Raw genomic sequence first — 18,088 nt, forward strand, 5'->3', positions numbered from 1 at the left:
TAATTTATTACTAAAGATCGGTGGTGATCGGCACTAGCCGTTCACTTAAATTCAACATGGTTATGATCATATTTATGACAACTTCTATGTGTATGCTGTAGCTAATTAATCCAGAACCTGATACATCTGCCTTCTTTCTTCTATCACTAGCAAACAAGTTTCCGACATCGCTCACGAGCGACTTGTCGACCAGTTTCACGGTTGTATTGTTGATTCCCATAGAAAAAACACAATGTTTCTCGTTGGAATGTAAAATACCTGGCTTTTTGCAAAATCGATGAGGAACTAGCTGGCCTGCACCAGCGTTTGCAATAAAAAAGTCAACAGACTGGCACCATTGAATTTTTTTTCGATAAGTTTGACCAACAAGGTTGACGATAGAAGCGTTTGAATAAGGCAATAGTTTATGCCTTATCGAATCGACAACCACAAGGTCTTGACCAATGGGAGTTGACTTGCTGCCCTTGATGGGCTGCCCATCAGTGTATTCATATTGCGTGAATCCATCAATTAAGAATACAAACGAATCGAACCATGGTTTTAGGTTTTCCACAAGAGTTGGTAGAAAGTCTTCTTGCTCGACCCATATTCTTTTTTGCCCAGAAATGCCAAACCAAAGGGTAAGAGTTCTTTTTTTACCCGTTAATTTTTTTAGCTTATTAATTGCTGTATTCCATCCATGGAGACCTTTTAAGCTGTCGTCATGGACAACTTTTTCCATTTCGTCGGTATATTTGTCAAGCTTCGTCCCCAATTGAGTTGATCCAATGACCAATGGGAACATAGAAAATGTAGGCTGATCTGTTGTTGAAGGCGTTCTCCTTTTTAGACTTTTTGGGATAAAAAATGAATTATTGCTAATAATTGGCTTTTTAGTTTTTAAATGCACCAGCCACTTGAGTTGGTCGTAGAAGTGATGATATGGTCTTAATTGATCAAGTAAGTACCCAGAAAATATCGCTTGCTCTGCCCAGCTTTGCGTTAGGCCAGCTTTATTATAGTTTTTGATAACTCTATTGATGTGGTTTAGTATTTGATTGTCATTGGGCGAAGATTTGTGCTTGCCTGAATGTGTTTCTGAAAAAATAGCATCAACGAACGAAGTAGATTGACACAATATCCAACGGTGCCGATTGGTTGAGTCATGAAAGAAAATAAAGTTGCACATTCCATGACGCATGCTTTTAACTGGGAATGTGTCCACAGCATCTATAAAAGGATGAGGTAAGTGCAATATGCCTTCATATGTGTCAATCCCTTTAACTATTTCGAGGATTATTTCGACTTCTTGGTTTTCAATTGAACTGATTATTTTTTTCCATAGTGGACTGCAGACTTCTTCCGCAAGAGAGCTTGATAGTTTTGGTGGGATGAAAAAATTGTATTTCTCTGGCTTTTTTGAGTTTAATTTTTTTTTCATTTAAGCACCTTGCTCTCGTTTCAAATTATACATCCTTGCTATTCATTGAGTGCGCTCAATGTGCAATGTTGTTGGTAGCAGCTCTTGGCTGGGGAATTTTATATTGATACTGACATCAGTTGTCAAGATGAGAGCCTGGGTATAAGCCTGTTTTGTATCTCTTGATTTGATAATTGGTGACTGGCTTGGATCGTTTCTAAGTTAAGTTTGGATTCCTCTATTTTGGTGGTATTTTCTTTCCAGTGATTTTCGTGGAATATATTTTCTCTGTATGTCGTGGTCGAGCTTTATCGACTCGCGGTTTAAAGCTTTGAAAGTTCTGTCCTCGCGCGTTCCAATAGTTTTCCTAATTTTAATCCTTGGGGTCGATTCTCTTTGGCGACTTCCAAAAGTTCAACCTCCGTGGTTTTCGAAACTTTCCCCGACTGGCTCAATTCGATGATGGCGTCTACGGTGTCGTTGGAGAGTTTTCGCTTGGACTCATTGGTCAATGTCTGTTGGAGTGTATCTCCGATAAGGCAGATAGATATGGTTTCCTCGTCACGAATTTTTTGAACTTGTTCGGGCGAACTGTCTTGTATTACTTCATGGCTGAGAGTTGAGAGCATTGTTAATTGTTCATTTGGGTCAAGGCATGCATTAAGTGTTTGAAGATAGGCATCGTTTTGTTCGTAGACTTTCTCCAGCTGTGGCTTGATAAGTTTGCATTGCTGGGCCTCGATCTGAGGTTGACTTTTGATCAATGCGTCTGAAATTCTTGTACTAATCCATGGAAATTTGCTGTAGTAAAGAGCGTTGATCGTGATCAGCATCTCAAGTTCTTTTCGGCTTAGACTTCGGTTGATGATTGCTCCAGCCATCTGGTCTTCGGGATAAAGTTCTTCGGCACCAACCAATTTGAAAATTAATTGTGAGATGTCTCGTTTGTGCCTGGAGTAATTAATTATTGTATTGGAGATATTTGACTCATTCATTAATTCAATGATTTCAGCAGCCTTTGCATGATGGGATGATATGAAATGTCTTGCTCGAAGGAATTGCTCTAGTGGCATAGAGTCTCCATGTCGCTTAACGCGTTGTTGGTATTCTGAAGAAAGCATCTCTTCGATCTCTCGTACTGCCAGAATGATGTGCATGTCAATATTGTTCTCCCACTTGCTTTTGTTTTGAATTAATTCTGGAACCAGCCAAAAAAGTGATTCCGAACTTAAAATAATTTTTAAATTATCTCCATTATTTGCGGCGATTTCGAGCAATTCATCGCTCAAGCTCACTTCGGATTTGGGCTCCCAATTTCCGGACGTGATTTCCAGTCGAGATGCTCGATCCCGGAGTGATTGCTGAATGGGATAACTGATTCCTTGCTCGGCTAAATCGTTTGAAGCGATAGCAAGGGATGACTGGATGGCGGAAGTGCCAGTTTTGCCATGACCAATGTGCAGGAAAAGCTTTGTTTTTTTCACTGCACTCCAGTTATCCCTACAACTTTAGCATTGGCCTTGACGTCATCGTTTGCATTCTGTAGTGAAAATTTTAGGCATTGCATTAAGTCGCTATTTTGCTCTAACCTTTATTGAAATAGGGGCTTCTGAGGTTTTAAGTGACGCGAAAGCTGGTCATTCATGTTGGAGCTCAGAAGTGTGCTTCTTCCTCCCTTCAAGCCTCTCTGCGGCTTGTTGCTCAGGCATCAAAGGGTGGCCTTGGATTTTGCTTTTTAAATCCTGAGAAACTACGTGATGCAGATCAAGCTCTGAAGAAGAATAGTAAAACCGCTTTTCATTATGTCGATCTTGTTCTTTCCGGCCAATCGAGTTCCAAGGTTGTTGTCAGCCATGAAATGTTGGGTAATCGTCCAGCTTTGGTGTGTTCGATAGCGGAGCGGGCATTGGAGAAGCATTCATTCGATCATGTTGTTGTTTCTGGCTACTCCAGATTGCAATCTAATTATCATGTTTCTGCGTTCTCTCAATGGTTTTTTCGAGATCGAAAGAAGCTTCTTAGCGATTTAAAGGTTTTGTCAAAATATAATTTAAATTGGCGTCAATTCACGGCTCTTGAGCGTAGCTTACTTGCTTTGTCTCTTGTTGGTAAAGATCGCAATTGGCACTCCAACTATCGGCGTTTTTGTGACGGGGTCAAGAGTCTTGGTGATTCTGTCACGGTCGTGAGTTGCCATATCCCAACACGCTCCAATCCTTACTCATTGCTTGAGCATTTTCTATCTTCGACAGGGATACCTTTGGAGCTTGAAGAGCTGGAATCATTTGATGTGCGAAAGAATCTTTCCTTTCATCCAGTATTGATTCATGGGATGTCTGCTTATCTCAGCTCATTGCGGCCATTGCAGCAGTCGTTTTTTCCGCACCCCCATGAAGGGAATCGATGGCTCTTTCGTGTTTGCAAGCGTCTGTCTGCTGGTCAGGATCTAATGGCTGAGTTTGATTCATTATTTTCTCCTCGTCTTCAGAATTCCCTGATCGGTCATCTCGACTGCAGGGCATCGTCGAGTAATAAGCAGTATTGCGAATTAATGTCTGTTGATTTTAGTTATTTCCAGCCATCTGATGAGGCCTCGCTTTTGTTAGAGGAAGAGTTACTGGATCTTGCTAGAGATACAGAGCAGAGTCGTAATGCAGAAGATATAGGTCATTTCGATCGCAGGATTCAAAATGCATGTATGCAGAGTATGCGCGCAGAAATTGTGAGTTCCTGAGTGCTGGTTTGTTTAGGTCAACCAGCCAGCACTCAGGATCACGGCCAAGGACAGGAACAGCGCGAGACAGGTCCATGTCAGCCGATTTAACGTTGCTTCCGCGCTACTGGCGCTGCTGAACATTGAGCTGCCGCTGGCAGCCAGTCCACCCATGCCATCACCTTTAGGGCTGTGCAGCAGCACCAGGACAATGAGAAGAATGCCGGTGCCGATCCAGCTCCAGGACAGAATTGAGGTCAACATCAGACAGAGAGAGGCAAGCGAGCGGTTTTGGGGGATGGGTCCATGTTGGACATTGGCGCAATAAGGCTGAGACCGGTCATGGCCTCCGGTTGCGGCAGGTCGAGGATCTGAAGCAAGGTTGGTGCAATATCGGCCAGACCTCCGTTATCGCGGAGTGTGATCCCATTGCCATGGCCAGGAAGCTTGCGCCGTTCTCCCTCGATGAGGATCGCGGGCACAGGATTGGTGGTGTGGGCTGTCCACGCCTGTCCATCCGCTCCCTCCATCAATTCTGCATTGCCGTGATCGGCCGTGATCAGCATGGTTCCACCCTGACGGCCTACCGCATCCAACAGCCGACCAATGCAGCCATCCACGGTTTGGATCGCCTCCTTCGCGGCATCCATTACACCGGTATGCCCAACCATGTCGGGGTTGGCGTAGTTGATCACAATCAGCGAATATTCAGCCTTTTTGATGGCAGCAACGCAGCTGTCGGTGAGTTGCTCGGCAGACATCGCCGGTGAAAGGTCATAGGTGGCGACTCTTGGAGAGGGCACCAGGTGGCGATCTTCTCCATCCAAGGGTTGTTCGATCCCGCCGTTCATGAAGTAGGTGACATGGGGATATTTCTCGGTCTCGGCTGTGCGGTACTGCTTAAGCCCCGCGTCAGCCACCACTTGGCCCAGCAGCTGGTCGAGCGGCTCCGGTGGGAAGACGACGTGGACGGGCAGATCCTGTTCGACCTGGGTGAAGGTCACCACGTCCAATGAGGGAACGCGGCTGCGCTCGAACGATTCAAAGTCTGCAAGGCAGAGCGCCTGCACGATTTGACGAGCGCGATCGGGGCGGAAGTTGAAGACCAGAACACTGTCGCCGTCCTTGATGACGCTGTTCTGCAGGCGCACTGGTTCGAGGAATTCATCGGTGATTCCCTCGGCATAACTGGCAGCCAGCACCTGATCAGGTTTGCGGCTGTCAACGGCGATCTCCGGATCGGTGTAGAGGTTGTAGGCCTTTTCGGTGCGGTCCCAGCGCTGGTCCCGGTCCATGGCCCAGTAACGGCCACAGAGGCTGGTGAGCTGGCCCACGCCGCATCTGCTTAGAGCTTCTTCAACCTGGCTGATGTAGTTCGGTGCGCTCTGGGTTGGTGTGTCGCGACCATCAGTGATGGCATGGACGGCGACATCGGAGAGGCCGCTATCGGCAGCCCACTGGATCAGTCCACAGAGGTGGTTCACATGGCTGTGGACACCGCCATCGGAGCAGAGGCCCAGCAGGTGCAGGGTCCCTCCCCGTTGTTGGATCCGTTCCACCAGCGCCTTGAGCACCGGTCTCGTACCCAGTTGATTGCTGCGCACGGTGTCGCTGATCCGCACCAACTCTTGGCGGATGATGCGCCCCGCACCGATGGTTAGGTGGCCTACCTCTGAATTGCCCATCTGCTGATCGGGCAGGCCAACGTGGGATCCGCTGGCTTCAATCAGCGTGTGCGGATACGCATGCCACAGGGCATCCATCACCGGTGTGCCGCTTTGTTGGATCGCGTTGTGCTCGCTTGCGTCCCGGTGGCCCCAGCCATCAAGAATGGCGAGGACAACAGGTGCCACTGTTCCGGAGCGACCTGAACCGTTGGTAGTGCTGTTCCCCACGTTCACCCGCGACCGACGGTTCTTAAGGACTTTTGCAGAATCAACCTAACGCTCCGTCAGCCCTCAGGCTGCAGTTTCACCCGATCCCCACACCGCTGCACTGCTTTATCACCCATGGCTGACCCTGACAGGATTGAAATTCTCTCGGAGCGCGAGCTTGGTTTCACCCTGACGCGCTTGGCGTCTCAGGTGCTGGAGAGTGCCGAAGACAGCCGCAGGCTCATGTTGCTGGGCATCCCAACACGAGGTGTTCAGCTGTCCAGGGTCCTGGCGGGTGAGTTGGAAAGGCTGACGGGTCACGCTATCTCTCAGGGTTCGATCGATCCCACATTCCATCGCGACGATCTGGAGCGCATCGGGACCCGTTTGCCCCAGCTGACATCGCTGCCCAACAGCATTGAGGATCGTCTGGTGATCCTTGTGGACGACGTGATCTTCACTGGTCGGACGGTGCGTGCTGCGCTGGAAGCACTGCAGAGTTGGGGACGTCCGCAACGGGTGATGCTGCTCGCCATGGTTGATCGAGGCCATCGCGAACTGCCTATTCAGCCTGATTTCTGTGGGCGCGTCGTTCCAACTCGACGCAGCGAAAGCATCGAACTGCGTTTGCAGGATGTGGATGGCGAGGAGGGGGTGTTCCTCAGCCGCGTCAGCCCGCTGACTTGAGTTCGTCGGCTCGGAAGTGGGCTTTGTAGCGGCCGAAGGCAACGATCACAGGCAGCGTCGGGCTGATCACCCGTCCCTTCCAGTCGTTGAGGACGTTCACCACATCACCGCTCTGCCCTTTCATGTCAAAGGCCTGCCCCCGGTGTTCGGGATGGTTGAACACCACGACGGATGCCTCAACCGTCACCCTGTCGCCCGCCTGCATCGCACCTGAATCATCCACCGAGCCATTTTGTCACGGGCTCGGAGATGCGCGTCGACAGAAACTTTCTGGCCCGTCTTCTTCGACGCGACCGCCGAGATGGTTGCATCCTGAGGAAAAGGCCGTCCAAGGGTCCAGGCCTTGGCGCAATTGATCCTGGACGGCAGCATCTAGCGCCTCACCACTGATGACATCGGCATGCACCGCTGGATGCTGTTGGTGCGCCTGGGCATCGTCGAGAGCCTGAATCGCACTCTCCACCCGTTCTCGGGTGGCACGGGCCTGCTGCTGCCACCAGGGATGGTCGAGTTTGTTGAGGCTGTCCAGGGCCTCCCACCAGCGTTCCTGCTCCACCAGTTGCACCAGCCGACGCTGTTCCAGTTGATTGCGGTTCCAGATCTCCATCAGCGTTGCACTGAGTTGGCTGATCGAACTGCGGGAGTGGCCTTTCAGCGGTTCCAGCAGGTCGAGCGCTTTCTGAAGTTCCCCCTGACGAAACAGGGCGAAAGCTTGATCCTTTAGGGCCTGTCGCCAGCGTTCAAGGGTCTCGCGATCGACGTCAAGGTCGCCGTGGCCCGATGCGACCAGTTGTTGCTGCAGTGCTAAGGCGGCGATGGGGTCACCTTGTTCCCAAAGCTGTTCGGCATGCTTCCGGCGGCAGAGTGCCTGTTCTTTGGGTGCCCCATCGCCCAACCAGCGCAGGGATGCCAGTTGCTCACTGGTGCGAATGCAGGCCTCGAAGTTGTTGGCGTTGAGCGCACTCTGGAGCCGTTCAGGCAGTTGTTTTTCCCACCAGTAGGCGCCTGCTGCGATCGACAGAACCAGCCCCAGGGTTCCGAGACCCCAGAGCCGCAGCAGCAGATGGCGCGGTGCCGCCAAGAACGAATGAACAAAAGCTGAATCTGTTTTATGGATTGACAGCTGCTGTTCCAAGGGCCTGTGGACGGACGTGTTATCGGACAGCCCCCAGCATTGGGTGGCCCCACGCTTCTCCAGAGCGCAGATCCATGATTTCCAGCTGAAGCTGCGCTTCAGAATCAATGCTCCAGCGCAGCCTCAAGCAGTCTTCGCCCTTTTCGCCTTCCGGTTCGAGGGGCAGCACCAGAGCGTCGCCTGGCCAGGGCTGATGGGAGATCTCGCCTGCGGGCTGCTCTTGGAGGGTCGGCAATCCATCGATAAAGACCACGCTGTGGCTGCCCTGCGGGATTGGTTCCCCCAGCACAACCTCCAGGCTGTCTTGCCCTGTCTGGCTTGCGGCCAGCACAAGTTCCAGGGGAGCCGGACTCGGCCAAGGTTGTCCGGCCATGAATAGGGGATGCCAGCGGTGGCTGTTGCTGCGCTGATCCCAGAAGCGCAGGGAAACGCCGTGTTGAAGCACATCTCGAATGGCGACCCCTGGTGTGAGTCGCAGGGCGCCGAGGGCCACGGCTTCCACTGGTGGCGGGGTGAGCAAGCGTGCTGGTGCTGTGTTCTCGGTGAGCCACTGGCGCAGGAAAGGCAGCCGGGCACCTCCTCCGACGGCTACGACGCCTTCCAAATCTTCCAGGCTGCAATTGTTGCGGCGACCACCGGCCAGACAGGCCTCCAGAAGTTGTTCGAGGGCGTCCCCGAATCCCCGCTCCAGCAGCAGGGTGTTGAGCTCGCTGCGTGACAGGCGGAGAACATGCTCCTGGTCATCCACCGCCAACTCCATCAGCTGCTCGCGTTCGGCCAGCGTGGTGTCGCTCAAACGGCATTTCAGGCGTTCGGCGGCGTTGAGCAGGGTGGAATTGGCGGGTTGACCCGGGCAACAGCGATCCACAATCCAGCGATCGATGTCGCGGCCGCCGAGACGCAGCCCTGCCTTGCCCAGAACCTTGGCTGTGCGCAGCATCTGGCGGCTGTTGTCCCCCAGGCTGCGTCCCCCCAGCCGCAGCAGTTGTGCGATCGGTGCTGCACGACCTTCGCCTCCTTCCAGCGCCACCAAAGCCAGATCGAGGGTGCTCCCCCCCAAGTCCACCACCAGCAGCGTGGATCCGGCCGGGAGCCCTGCACCCATGGCTGCTGCGGTGGGTTCATCCACCAGGGCAATTTCGGCCACCGGCAGCGCGGTGCAGGCCTGCAGCAACCAGCTTCGATAAGCCCTGTAGCACTCCACCGGGGCGGTGAGCACCAGCCGCTCAATTGCGAGGTCAGGGGGGAGCCGACTCCAGATCTGCTGAAGCAGCTGTTCCCCTGCCCAGCGGGCTGCCTCCTGATCTGGGGCGTCGGCTTGACCGATGCGGCCCTTGAAGTCCCGATGCAGACGGATATCACTGGAGTCATTGAGCCCTGAATCGAGCACCTGCCGACCAATCAGGGGCCGTTGCGTCGCGTTCCAAACCAGGCTCGGGATTTCACCGGCCCGACTGCAAATGGCTGGCAGGTTCAGCAGATCGGCTGTGGCTGATGTCGAACTCTGATACGCCACCACCGTGGTGGTGCTGCCCAGATCGATGGCGAGTGTTCCGCCCCGCTGTGCTGAATGCTGAAGCTTTTCTTCGCCCACGCGATCTGTGACCGTGCTCGGGGCACGGTGAAGTCAAGATGAGACTAAGGGGACTGGAGGCGATGGATCGATTGCAGCAGCTGATCTTCTCCTTCTACCGGGAAGATCCTGAACTGCAGGACAGGCTGGAGCCGCTGCGGAGCTGTCGCATGCGTCGCAGCTGGGGCAGCATCCGCATCGAGTGCGTTGACGATGCTCACCTCGAGGAGCTGAGTGGTTTGGTCGTCTATTTGCGGTTGCCTCTGGCCGCTCTGGGTTTGGGGCGCCAGATCGTTTTGCGTGTGCCCGGATCTCGTCAGCGGGCTTATCCCATGCACGTGCCCTTTCACACCGATCAGCTGGCTTGAGACGGTCACCAATTAGTGTGTGACTGTTTGCCTTAAAAGCCTGTGCTTTCGGCCGGAGTTGACTCCAAAGATCTCGCCAAGCGTGGCGAAAGCTTGATCCGTCAATCAAGCAACCGTTATCTGACGACCGTACGGATTGCTTTCCGGGCCAAACAGCGGCGATTCGACGACTTCGATGGCTTGCTGGAGGAGTCCAGTGTCAAGCCGGTTCAGCGAGCCATTGTGGAATTGAGTGACGAGCAGGACCAGCCCGACTTGCTGCCTGGTTGATCGGCTGGGTGTGATTCAGCAGGAGGGAGCCGGTTGGCGTGTGTCTCGGGATCCCTCCCGGGGTCACTACTGCGTTCTTGTTGGAGGAGAACGCTGGGCTTTTGAGTTGACCGAGTCGGAGTGGCGAGATCTGGTGGATCTTGTGATGACCCTGGAGCAGCAGCACCGGGGCCTGGTTGACCAGCTGATGCCTGAGGAAGCGATTGAGCTGGAGCTTGATCGCGGCGTCTGGTGGGGATGCTTGAGCGGTGATCGCAATCAATGGGACTTGCGCATCCTGCTCACACCGCTGGAGGGCCGTGCTGCCGAAGGGGAATGGACGGCCCCCGCGGCGGCGGCCGCGGTGGCTGCGATGAGAACTCTGTGGGACTCGCAGCATTGATTGGCGTGGCTAATCATTTTCGAGTCATTGATTTCCCCCGCCTTTTGTCGCGAGCTCTGCACAGTTTTTCCACAGGCGATGAGCTGTAAGCGCCGTTATGGAGGACTGCTGTGGAAATCCTCCGGTTTTTGTTGTTTTCGCTTGACGTTGGTGACGGGGTGCTTAGGTCTGGCCTCTCTGGCGCACTGGCCAGTGCAGGAGTGGCTTCCAGCAAGGAATCTCATGTGGAGATGCGTGAGAATGGCTCCATGTTGGCTCCCCTTGACGGTGAAGCTTTGGTGTGGAGAACTGGTGTTCGTTTCGAAAAACAAAAAAGATGCCGGAAGGCCTTGAGCAAGCTTCCACGGCTGAGAGCAGTGTTGTGAGTTTCCAATCGGAAGTGCCGCAACCCCTTCAGCAGGCCATGACCCAATTCATCGAGGGTCATCCGAATTGGGATCAATACCGTTTGGTTCAGGCGGCGCTGGCCGGTTTCCTGGTTCAGAACGGCACGCCTTCGCGGGAGATCACCCGGGTTTACGTCGGAAACATGTTCCGTCGGGAGTCGTTGCTGAATGGGGTTTGAGGTCGGCAGCAGGCCATTAGCACCAGGGCGCTGAAGGGGAGGCTGAGCAGCAGCCCCAGGGTCGCTCCGATCAGCCCCAGCAGATTGATCCCCAGCAGCATCCCAAGTAGCGCTAGCACCTTGAGGCCATTGCGGTGTACCAGCTGGCGGCTGTGGTCCATCGCTTGTAGAGCTCGGCAGCGCTCGTACACCAGCAGGGGGAAGGCCAAGGTTTGGCTAAACAGCCAACTCATCAGAACCAGCCCCCCCAGCACCACGCTGAGTCCGGCCAGGGCTGTGCTCCAGCGTCCGAGCATCCAGCTCAGCGACTGAATCAGTCCGAGCCCCCCCAGCACGAGAAACATCTCAAACAGCACCAGGCTGAAAGCTTGATGCAGAAGCTGCCGCCAGGTTTGGTTGGGCCGGTCGTCGCGTCGATCAGGGAGCAGGCCATCCGTCAGCCGCAGCAGGGCCAAGAGGGGCAACAGGGGAAGCACCAGGCTGGTCAGCACCGATAGATCCCCCAGTCGGTTTAGCCACGGGGAGCCTGCTAGACGCAGGTCGTGGCCGACCACCGCCGGGCCACTGGCGCTGATCAGGACCAGTGCAGCCAGGCCCACGCAACGCCAAGGCCCGCGGCTGAAGCCGATCCAAGCCCGGGGCAACAGGGTGACCAGTGGGATCTCAGTGGAGCTGGCCAAGCCGCGAGAGGAGGTCGTGGGCAGTGTCAGCCGGAACAGGAAGGATCGAAAGCCTGTTCCCGCGTTTGATCACGGGCAACTGCTGTTCGCTGTAGATCTCCCGCAGCTGGTCGAGACTGAGTAGAGCATCAAACTCGCCGAGAAATTGCAGGCGAGCACAGTCCCAGCGGGGCTTCTCGGTGGTTGATTTGGGGTCGTAATACTTGGCCGCCGGATCAAACTGGGTGGGGTCCACCAAGCCGGTTTCCATAACCTCCATCAGCCCGATGATCCCGGGAGGTTTGCAATTCGAGTGGTAGAAGAACGCCTGGTCGCCAGCCTCCATGCTGCGCATGAAATTGCGGGCCTGGTAATTCCTAATGCCGTCCCAAAGCGTGGTGCCTTCACGACGAAGATCTTCGATCCCGTAAGCGTCGGGTTCGCTTTTCATCAACCAGAAGGCCACGTCAACAGGCTTGTTTGAGGTCATCATCGGACCGCCTGGCCCGGATGCATCCCATTGCGTTCGTTTTGTCTCAGGCGGCGTCCAAGAAGGGGTGAATCAGAGAGCGGAAGTGCTCGCCTCGCGCTTCGAAATCCCGGTATTGATCAAAACTGGCGCAGGCCGGTGACAGCAGGAGCGCCGAGGCATGCTTCCGCTGCACGGCCGCCGCTGCCACGTTCACAGCACTTTCGAGATCGGGGCACTGAAGCAGTTCGCCTGGATAACCCGCGGCTTTGGCCAGGCTGGCCAGTTCGTCAGCCCCCGCTCCGAACAGGATCAGGCTGCAGGCCCTGGTGTTGAGTGCCTGCAGCCATCCTCTGGCATCGCCACGTTTGGTCTGTCCTCCGGCAAGCACCACTACCGGTCCCTGCATCGCTCGTAATCCCACCTCAGCCGCGTCGTAGTTGGTGGCCTTGCTGTCGTTGAACACGGTGGCTCCTGACAGGGTTCCGAGTTGCTCGAGGCGATGCGGGACGCCCGGAAACGTGCTGAGGGCGTCTGCGATCTGTTGGGGGGGGAGGCCGACCGCTAATGCAGCAGCTGTGACCAGCAGAAGGTTCTGACGGTTGTGGCTGCCTGGCATCGCCAGGACATCAGCAGAAAACAGCGTGGTGACGGTGTTTCGCACCAAGCCCTCGGCATCAATCCAGAGATCGGCTGGCTGGCCATCCGGACTAGCCCCTTCACTGCTGACCCAGGTGCCGCGCTGCCAACTGCTTCGCTGTTGGCGTAGGTCCGGATCATCGGCATTGAAAAGGGCGCAGTCCGAGCGTTCGAGTAGCCCACGCTTGATGGCCCTGTAGGCCTCAAGGCTGCCGTGGCGCTCGAGATGGTCTGGGGTCAGCGTTGTCCAGATGCCGATCTTGGGGGCAATGGCGGGTGCTGCTTCAATCTGGTAGCTGCTCAGCTCCATCACGAGCCAATCCGGCCGTGGCGAGGCGCCTGCCGCGATCTGACAAGCCAGTTCAGCCGCTGAGAGCCCCATATTTCCGCCCATGGGAGCCTTCAGGCCGGAGCTCTCCAACACATGACTGAGCAGGTGCGTGACCGTGGTCTTGCCGTTGGTTCCGGTGATGCCGATCCAGGGGATCTGGCGGAGGGCATCCCAGGCCAGGTCCATCTCGCCACGCACCTGGATGCCCTCGGATCGCAGTTGGATCAGAGTTGGATGATCCCAGGGAATGCCTGGTCCGATCACCACTGCTTCTAGGCCTTCGCGCCAGGGTTGGAAGCTCTCTGGGGTGAGGGGCTGCCCTAAGACCACCTGAATGCCCTCTTGATCCAGCTCAGCCGCGATGTGCTGGAGGGCATCGTTGTCGCCGCGTTCAAAAACAACGACATCGCAATCCTGCTGTTTGAGCAGACGCGCAGCACCCAAACCTGAGCGACCCAAGCCAACGACAATCGTGCGTGTCATCGCAAGGTCTGAAGTTCGAAAACGCAGTCCCGATCAGGGAAGTGGGCGATACTGGATTTGAACCAGTGACTCCTACAATGTCAATGTAGTGCTCTACCCCTGAGCTAATCGCCCGCCAATAGATCGAATTGGAATCTTGTGATTCCTTCGATCGAGGCTGAACAGTAGCAGCCGGAGGGGAGGCTCAATTCAACTGCGGCGCAGTTCAACCCGCCAACGCTCACGTTTTGTGAGTGTTAGGGAGAGCACCTCAACAGAACCGCGGTCCTGCAGTTGCAGTCGGTCCCCAACCACCAGTTCACGGCTCGCTTGCCGCACGTTCCCCCAGTTGAGGCGCAGACGTCCAGCTTTGACGTGGGTCACGATCTTGGCCCGGGACAGGCCAAATCCTGCTGACGCAATCGCATCTAGGCGACAGGACGCCTCCACGGTTTGCAGGGTGCGGACGCTGCGTTGCACGGGAGGCTGTAGCTGTTCCAAGGGACGCGATTCACAGCGGATCTCCACGTCGCGGACGGCACCCACGCGTCCATGAAGGGCTTCCGCCGCGCTAGGGGTGCAGATCCCTTGCCCGCCGCGATCGCCCCGCACCCAGAGATCACCAAGGCTGGTCTCGTCGATGCCCATCGCCTGCAACGCCTCGCGCAGGTCGTCGGGGGAGAGGGGGTCGAAGAGGAAGTTGCCTTCGATCAGCAGACCTTGAACGGGTGCTGCCGAGTCGGGGGTGTCATCGCGCCGGTGGCAGAGCAGCAGTTGGCGCTCGGCCCCTGGATAGCCACCGTCACTCATCCAGGTCAATTCACTCAGGCTGCCCAGCCGAGCAAGGGTTTCCTCCCGGAGTGGTGCACTGAGGAAGGGGCTCCAGGCCGGTTGCCAGGTGCGCAGAACCTGCTCCGCCAGATCGATCAGCACCGTCAGTCCTTTGGGGTCCTGGGCTCCCGCTAGCAGATCCTCTCGGGGCAACATCACAGGTCGTCGAGGCGTACCACCTGTTGCGGGCGCGATCGTTGAATCACCTGCCAGGGCGCCTCGATGCCATTGGGGGTTTCCAGGAGCACCAGCCAGCATCCTTCGTCGCGGCGGTTGCGAAGAATTCGCACCCCAGCATCGTTGTCCGAATCGACGCTGGCGGCCGCGGCGTAGCTCCCCATCAGGCCGGAGCCCATGCCGAGCAGGCCGCTGATCAGGGTTTCAGCCCAGGGGGCAAAGCTGGCGAAGGTGGAGAGGTTGGTGATTTTGGTAAAGGTGACCCCAGCAAGAAAGCCGAAGGGCATCAGCCAGCGGGCCATGCCGCGCTGCCGCTGCTGACGGGTCAGGTTGGGGTTCAGCAGAGCAACTTTGTCGATGGCATCCCCATCAGGCGGGATCGTCAAACACTTCAGCAGCGGCAGATCGGTGTCGCGGAGCCGCTGGGTCAGACCTTCTGCCGATGGGGCATCGGCCATCACCATCACACAGACGGGCATGGGGCATTCAGATCCAATGCGCTGAATTCTGAACCCTGTGCTTCGAACCGGAGGTGGTGGTGGATGTTGATCTCTACAGTTTGGCGCGGCAGTTCTGCGCCTTTCGATGACGAAAGTTTTTGTCTCTGATCCGATCGACCAGGCCGGGATCGACATCCTTGGCCATGTGGCGCAGGTGGATCAGCGCACCGGTCTCTCCGAGGACGAGCTGATCGGCATCATCGGTGAGTACGACGGTTTGATGATCCGTTCCGGCACCCAGGTGACTGCAGCGGTGATCGCCGCTGCGAGTCGACTCAAAATCATTGGCCGCGCGGGCGTCGGTGTCGACAACGTGGATGTTCCTGCTGCAACCCAGCGGGGTGTGCTGGTGGTGAACTCCCCGGAGGGCAACACCATCGCTGCAGCGGAGCATGCTCTGGCCATGATGCTGACGCTCTCGCGTCATATCCCCCAAGCCCATTCCGGCATGCGGGCCGGCAAATGGGACCGCAAGAAGTACGTCGGCAACGAGCTATACAAGAAAACGCTCGGCGTCGTCGGTCTCGGCAAGATCGGCTCCCACGTCGCCCGGGTCGCCCAGGCCATGGGGATGGAGGTGATCGCCTACGACCCGTTTATCGCGGCTGACCGTGCCCAGCAGATGCAGGTCAAGCTCTCTGAGCTCGATGAGCTGTTCCGCACAGCCGATTACGTCACCCTGCACATCCCCCGCACCAAGGACACCGAGAACCTGGTGAATGCGGAGCTGCTGCGCACGATGAAACCCACGGCACGCATCGTTAATTGTGCTCGCGGTGGTGTTGTGGATGAGGCAGCGATCGCCGAAGCCATCAACAACGGTGTGATCGCCGGGGCTGGCCTGGATGTGTATGCCAGTGAGCCTCTCGCGGAAGACTCCCCTCTGCGGGCGGTTGAGCGTGGGCTCGTGCTGACCCCCCACCTCGGCGCTTCGACGGAGGAGGCCCAGGAGAATGTGGCGATTGACGTGGCGGAGCAGATCCGTGATGTGCTGCTGGGTCTGCCGGCCCGTAGTGCCGTCAACATCCCTGGCCTCAGCGCTGAGATCATGGAGCGCCTCAAGCCCCATCTGCAGCTCGCAGAGACCGTTGGTCTGCTCGTCAGTCAGCTGGCCGGTGGCCATGTGAAGGAGATGGAACTGCGGCTTCAGGGTGAATTCGCCAGCCATCCGTCTCAGCCTCTGGTGATCGCGGCTCTGAAGGGACTGCTCAGTGCGGGGCTGGGCGACAGCATCAACTTCGTGAATGCCTCCCTGGAGGCCAAAGCTCGCGGTATTCAGGTGCTGGAGGTGAAGGATGAGAGCAGCCGCGACTTCGCCGGTGGCTCGCTACAGATCACCACGCGCGGGGATCAGGGCAGCCGCAGTGTCACTGGAGCCGTCTTCGCCGATGGCGATCTACGCATCACCAGCATTGATGCCTTCCCGGTCAATGTGACGCCGAGCAGCCACATGCTGTTCACCCGACACCGGGACATGCCCGGAATCATTGGTCATCTGGGGTCCCTGCTGGGTGAACACAACGTCAACATCGCCTCGATGCAGGTGGGTCGCAAGATCGTGCGAGGGGACGCGGTGATGGTGCTCAGCATCGATGATCCGATCCCTGCCGACCTGCTGCAGACGATCACGGCGATCGAGGGCATCCAGGAAGCTCACCCGGTCACGCTCTGATGTGGTGGCGTCTGACACTGCCGTGCCCTCCAGAAATGGAGGAATCGCTGGTGTGGAAGCTGACGGATCTCGGGCTGCATCGCCATGCGGTGCAGCATGCGCCGGAAACGCCTGATCGCAAGACGCTGCTGGTCTGGTTGCCGCAGCCAGAGTGGCCGGAGCCCCAGCGGCGTGAGCTGATCGCCAGCCTGCAGCCGCTGGCAGAGCCCTTTGGTCTCAGCCTGCCCGAAGGACGCTGGGACGATGTGGCCGACGAGGATTGGAGCCTCAGCTGGAAACAGCACTGGCAGGCGGATCCTGTCGGCATGGGGCTGCTGATCCTGCCGGCCTGGCTGGAGATTCCGCCGGAGCATGCGGACCGCCTGGTGATCCGCATGGATCCGGGCAGTGCCTTTGGCACTGGAAGCCACCCCACCACTCGGCTCTGCCTGGAAGCGTTGGAGCAGTCGCCTCCCGTGGGGGGGCTGGTGGCCGACCTGGGCTGCGGCAGTGGTGTGTTGGGGCTTGCTGCACTGGGATTGGGAGCGGAGGCAGTGGTGGCCGCCGACACCGATTCCCTGGCTGTGCGTGCCACAGCCGCCAACCGTGGCCTGAACGACCGATCGGAGGCTGAGCTTGAGGTGGCCCTCGGATCCGTGGAGCGACTGAAGGAGCTGCTTGAGCCCCGCCGCGCTGATCTGCTGCTCTGCAACATCCTGGCCCCGGTGATCGAAGCCCTGTCGCCTGGCTTCGAGGGGCTGCTTCAGCCGGATGGTCGTGCTCTGCTCAGCGGGCTCCTGGTGGATCAAGCACCACGCCTGAAGGACGTTCTTGGGGCGTTGGGCTGGGTGGTCACTAAGGAAGCGGAACAAGGCCGCTGGGCGCTCCTGGAAATCCGTCGCCAGCAGCCGTAGCCCCATAAGCCACGCTTATCGGAGTGGGGTCTCCGATTGGACCTCCTCCCTAGTCAGCCAGGAATCGTTTGGTTAGGCACCTAATTGAAGTAAAAAAGTGCTGTCCTGCAGGACCGGATTTTCCGGAGCCCTGTACGCATTCACTAAGTCATGGCTTCCTACAAGGTCACCCTGGTCTCCGAGAGCGAAGGTCTCAACAAGACCATCGAAGTGCCCGACGACCAGTACATTCTCGACGCTGCTGAAGAGCAGGGCATCGACCTCCCCTACTCCTGCCGTGCGGGCGCTTGCTCCACTTGCGCCGGCAAAATCACCGCTGGCACCGTCGACCAGTCCGACCAGAGCTTCCTGGACGATGACCAGATCGAAGCTGGTTTCGTGCTGACCTGCGTCGCCTACCCCACCTCCGACTGCACCATCAAGACCCACGCCGAAGAAGAGCTCTATTGAGCTTCTGTCCTTCAACAGGACGTGTCTTCAACCACCCCT

General features: G+C 56.7%; 21 protein-coding genes and 1 tRNA gene. 9 read left to right on the forward strand and 13 right to left on the reverse strand.

The window, feature by feature from the left end; all coding sequences use genetic code 11:
- Positions 1–10 precede the first annotated feature (10 nt).
- Together NCN06_RS07340 and NCN06_RS07345 are read right to left on the reverse strand one after the other, a co-directional pair.
- Positions 11–1,420: a hypothetical protein gene (locus tag NCN06_RS07340; protein ID WP_250398804.1), complete on the reverse strand. Its 1,410-nt coding sequence runs from the start codon at positions 1,418–1,420 to the stop codon at positions 11–13.
- Between the two features lie 302 nt (positions 1,421–1,722).
- Positions 1,723–2,883 carry a hypothetical protein gene (locus NCN06_RS07345; RefSeq protein ID WP_250398805.1) on the reverse strand — a complete coding sequence of 387 codons (1,161 nt, stop codon included), beginning with the start codon at positions 2,881–2,883 and terminating at the stop codon, positions 1,723–1,725.
- Between the two features lie 137 nt (positions 2,884–3,020).
- Here NCN06_RS07345 and NCN06_RS07350 point away from each other — a divergent pair, with 137 nt between their 5' ends.
- Positions 3,021–4,133, forward strand: coding sequence for a hypothetical protein (locus NCN06_RS07350; RefSeq protein WP_226397982.1), 1,113 nt, complete (start codon positions 3,021–3,023; stop codon positions 4,131–4,133).
- Between the two features lie 12 nt (positions 4,134–4,145).
- Here the strand turns inward: NCN06_RS07350 and secG are convergent, their stop codons facing one another.
- Positions 4,146–4,376: a preprotein translocase subunit SecG gene (secG, locus tag NCN06_RS07355; RefSeq protein WP_115022383.1), complete on the reverse strand. Its 231-nt coding sequence runs from the start codon at positions 4,374–4,376 to the stop codon at positions 4,146–4,148.
- A complete protein-coding gene (gpmI, locus tag NCN06_RS07360; protein WP_250398806.1) occupies positions 4,376–6,013 on the reverse strand; it encodes a 2,3-bisphosphoglycerate-independent phosphoglycerate mutase in 1,638 nt (545 codons plus the stop codon). Before gpmI ends, secG begins: the two co-directional genes overlap by 1 nt.
- Positions 6,014–6,121: 108 nt before the next feature.
- Between gpmI and pyrR the strand changes: the two genes are divergently transcribed.
- A complete protein-coding gene (pyrR, locus tag NCN06_RS07365) occupies positions 6,122–6,673 on the forward strand; it encodes a bifunctional pyr operon transcriptional regulator/uracil phosphoribosyltransferase PyrR (protein WP_226397984.1) in 552 nt (183 codons plus the stop codon).
- Here the strand turns inward: pyrR and NCN06_RS07370 are convergent.
- The 3 genes from NCN06_RS07370 to NCN06_RS07380 form a co-directional block, all read right to left on the reverse strand.
- Positions 6,657–6,878, reverse strand: coding sequence for a ferredoxin-thioredoxin reductase variable chain (locus NCN06_RS07370; RefSeq protein WP_115022378.1), 222 nt, complete (start codon positions 6,876–6,878; stop codon positions 6,657–6,659). The two genes, pyrR and NCN06_RS07370, sit on opposite strands and share 17 nt — an antisense overlap.
- A 30-nt stretch (positions 6,879–6,908) precedes the next feature.
- Positions 6,909–7,754: a hypothetical protein gene (locus tag NCN06_RS07375; RefSeq protein ID WP_226397985.1), complete on the reverse strand. Its 846-nt coding sequence runs from the start codon at positions 7,752–7,754 to the stop codon at positions 6,909–6,911.
- Positions 7,755–7,827: 73 nt separating this feature from the next.
- Complete coding sequence (locus NCN06_RS07380) at positions 7,828–9,402, reverse strand: Hsp70 family protein (RefSeq protein ID WP_226397986.1); 1,575 nt, start codon at positions 9,400–9,402, stop codon at positions 7,828–7,830.
- A 62-nt stretch (positions 9,403–9,464) separates the two neighbouring features.
- Between NCN06_RS07380 and NCN06_RS07385 the strand changes: the two genes are divergently transcribed.
- The 4 genes from NCN06_RS07385 to NCN06_RS07400 all read left to right on the forward strand — a co-directional run bounded on the left by NCN06_RS07385 (position 9,465) and on the right by NCN06_RS07400 (position 10,966).
- On the forward strand, positions 9,465–9,749 hold the full coding sequence (locus NCN06_RS07385) for a hypothetical protein (protein ID WP_115022373.1): 285 nt from the start codon (positions 9,465–9,467) through the stop codon (positions 9,747–9,749).
- A gap of 42 nt (positions 9,750–9,791) precedes the next feature.
- Entirely contained in the window at positions 9,792–10,019 is a 228-nt protein-coding gene (locus tag NCN06_RS07390) for a DNA-directed RNA polymerase subunit omega (protein ID WP_025362489.1), read from the forward strand.
- Positions 10,020–10,029: 10 nt separating this feature from the next.
- Positions 10,030–10,401 carry a DUF1818 family protein gene (locus NCN06_RS07395; protein ID WP_226397987.1) on the forward strand — a complete coding sequence of 124 codons (372 nt, stop codon included), beginning with the start codon at positions 10,030–10,032 and terminating at the stop codon, positions 10,399–10,401.
- 316 nt (positions 10,402–10,717) lie between these two features.
- Complete coding sequence (locus NCN06_RS07400; RefSeq protein ID WP_115093179.1) at positions 10,718–10,966, forward strand: DUF2811 domain-containing protein; 249 nt, start codon at positions 10,718–10,720, stop codon at positions 10,964–10,966.
- Here the strand turns inward: NCN06_RS07400 and NCN06_RS07405 are convergent.
- The 6 genes from NCN06_RS07405 to NCN06_RS07430 all read right to left on the reverse strand — a co-directional run bounded on the left by NCN06_RS07405 (position 10,918) and on the right by NCN06_RS07430 (position 15,013).
- Positions 10,918–11,646 (reverse strand): hypothetical protein, encoded by a 729-nt coding sequence (locus NCN06_RS07405; protein ID WP_250398807.1) that lies wholly within the window; start codon positions 11,644–11,646, stop codon positions 10,918–10,920. The genes NCN06_RS07400 and NCN06_RS07405 overlap by 49 nt on opposite strands.
- Positions 11,630–12,115: an EVE domain-containing protein gene (locus NCN06_RS07410; protein WP_250398808.1), complete on the reverse strand. Its 486-nt coding sequence runs from the start codon at positions 12,113–12,115 to the stop codon at positions 11,630–11,632. Before NCN06_RS07410 ends, NCN06_RS07405 begins: the two co-directional genes overlap by 17 nt.
- 46 nt (positions 12,116–12,161) lie before the next feature.
- Positions 12,162–13,547: a UDP-N-acetylmuramoyl-L-alanine--D-glutamate ligase gene (gene murD / locus NCN06_RS07415; protein ID WP_226397989.1), complete on the reverse strand. Its 1,386-nt coding sequence runs from the start codon at positions 13,545–13,547 to the stop codon at positions 12,162–12,164.
- Positions 13,548–13,589: 42 nt separating this feature from the next.
- Positions 13,590–13,661, reverse strand: a tRNA-Val gene (locus NCN06_RS07420).
- Positions 13,662–13,736: 75 nt separating this feature from the next.
- On the reverse strand, positions 13,737–14,513 hold the full coding sequence (locus NCN06_RS07425) for a photosystem II electron transport protein, Sll1252 family (RefSeq protein ID WP_226397990.1): 777 nt from the start codon (positions 14,511–14,513) through the stop codon (positions 13,737–13,739).
- On the reverse strand, positions 14,513–15,013 hold the full coding sequence (locus NCN06_RS07430; protein ID WP_226397991.1) for a hypothetical protein: 501 nt from the start codon (positions 15,011–15,013) through the stop codon (positions 14,513–14,515). The genes NCN06_RS07425 and NCN06_RS07430 overlap by 1 nt, the downstream gene beginning before the upstream one ends.
- A gap of 106 nt (positions 15,014–15,119) precedes the next feature.
- On the opposite strand from NCN06_RS07430, the gene serA reads away from it, so the two are divergent.
- The 3 genes from serA to NCN06_RS07445 all read left to right on the forward strand — a co-directional run bounded on the left by serA (position 15,120) and on the right by NCN06_RS07445 (position 18,049).
- Positions 15,120–16,706 (forward strand): phosphoglycerate dehydrogenase, encoded by a 1,587-nt coding sequence (serA, locus tag NCN06_RS07435; RefSeq protein WP_250398809.1) that lies wholly within the window; start codon positions 15,120–15,122, stop codon positions 16,704–16,706.
- Positions 16,706–17,599 (forward strand): 50S ribosomal protein L11 methyltransferase, encoded by an 894-nt coding sequence (prmA, locus tag NCN06_RS07440; protein ID WP_250398810.1) that lies wholly within the window; start codon positions 16,706–16,708, stop codon positions 17,597–17,599. The genes serA and prmA overlap by 1 nt, the downstream gene beginning before the upstream one ends.
- A 150-nt stretch (positions 17,600–17,749) precedes the next feature.
- Positions 17,750–18,049, forward strand: a complete 300-nt coding sequence (locus NCN06_RS07445; RefSeq protein ID WP_006043345.1) for a ferredoxin — start codon at positions 17,750–17,752, stop codon at positions 18,047–18,049.
- Positions 18,050–18,088: the final 39 nt, after the last annotated feature.

It is taken from the genome of Synechococcus sp. MU1648, assembly GCF_023630615.1.
In the GTDB taxonomy this organism is placed as follows: Bacteria; Cyanobacteriota; Cyanobacteriia; order PCC-6307; family Cyanobiaceae; genus Parasynechococcus.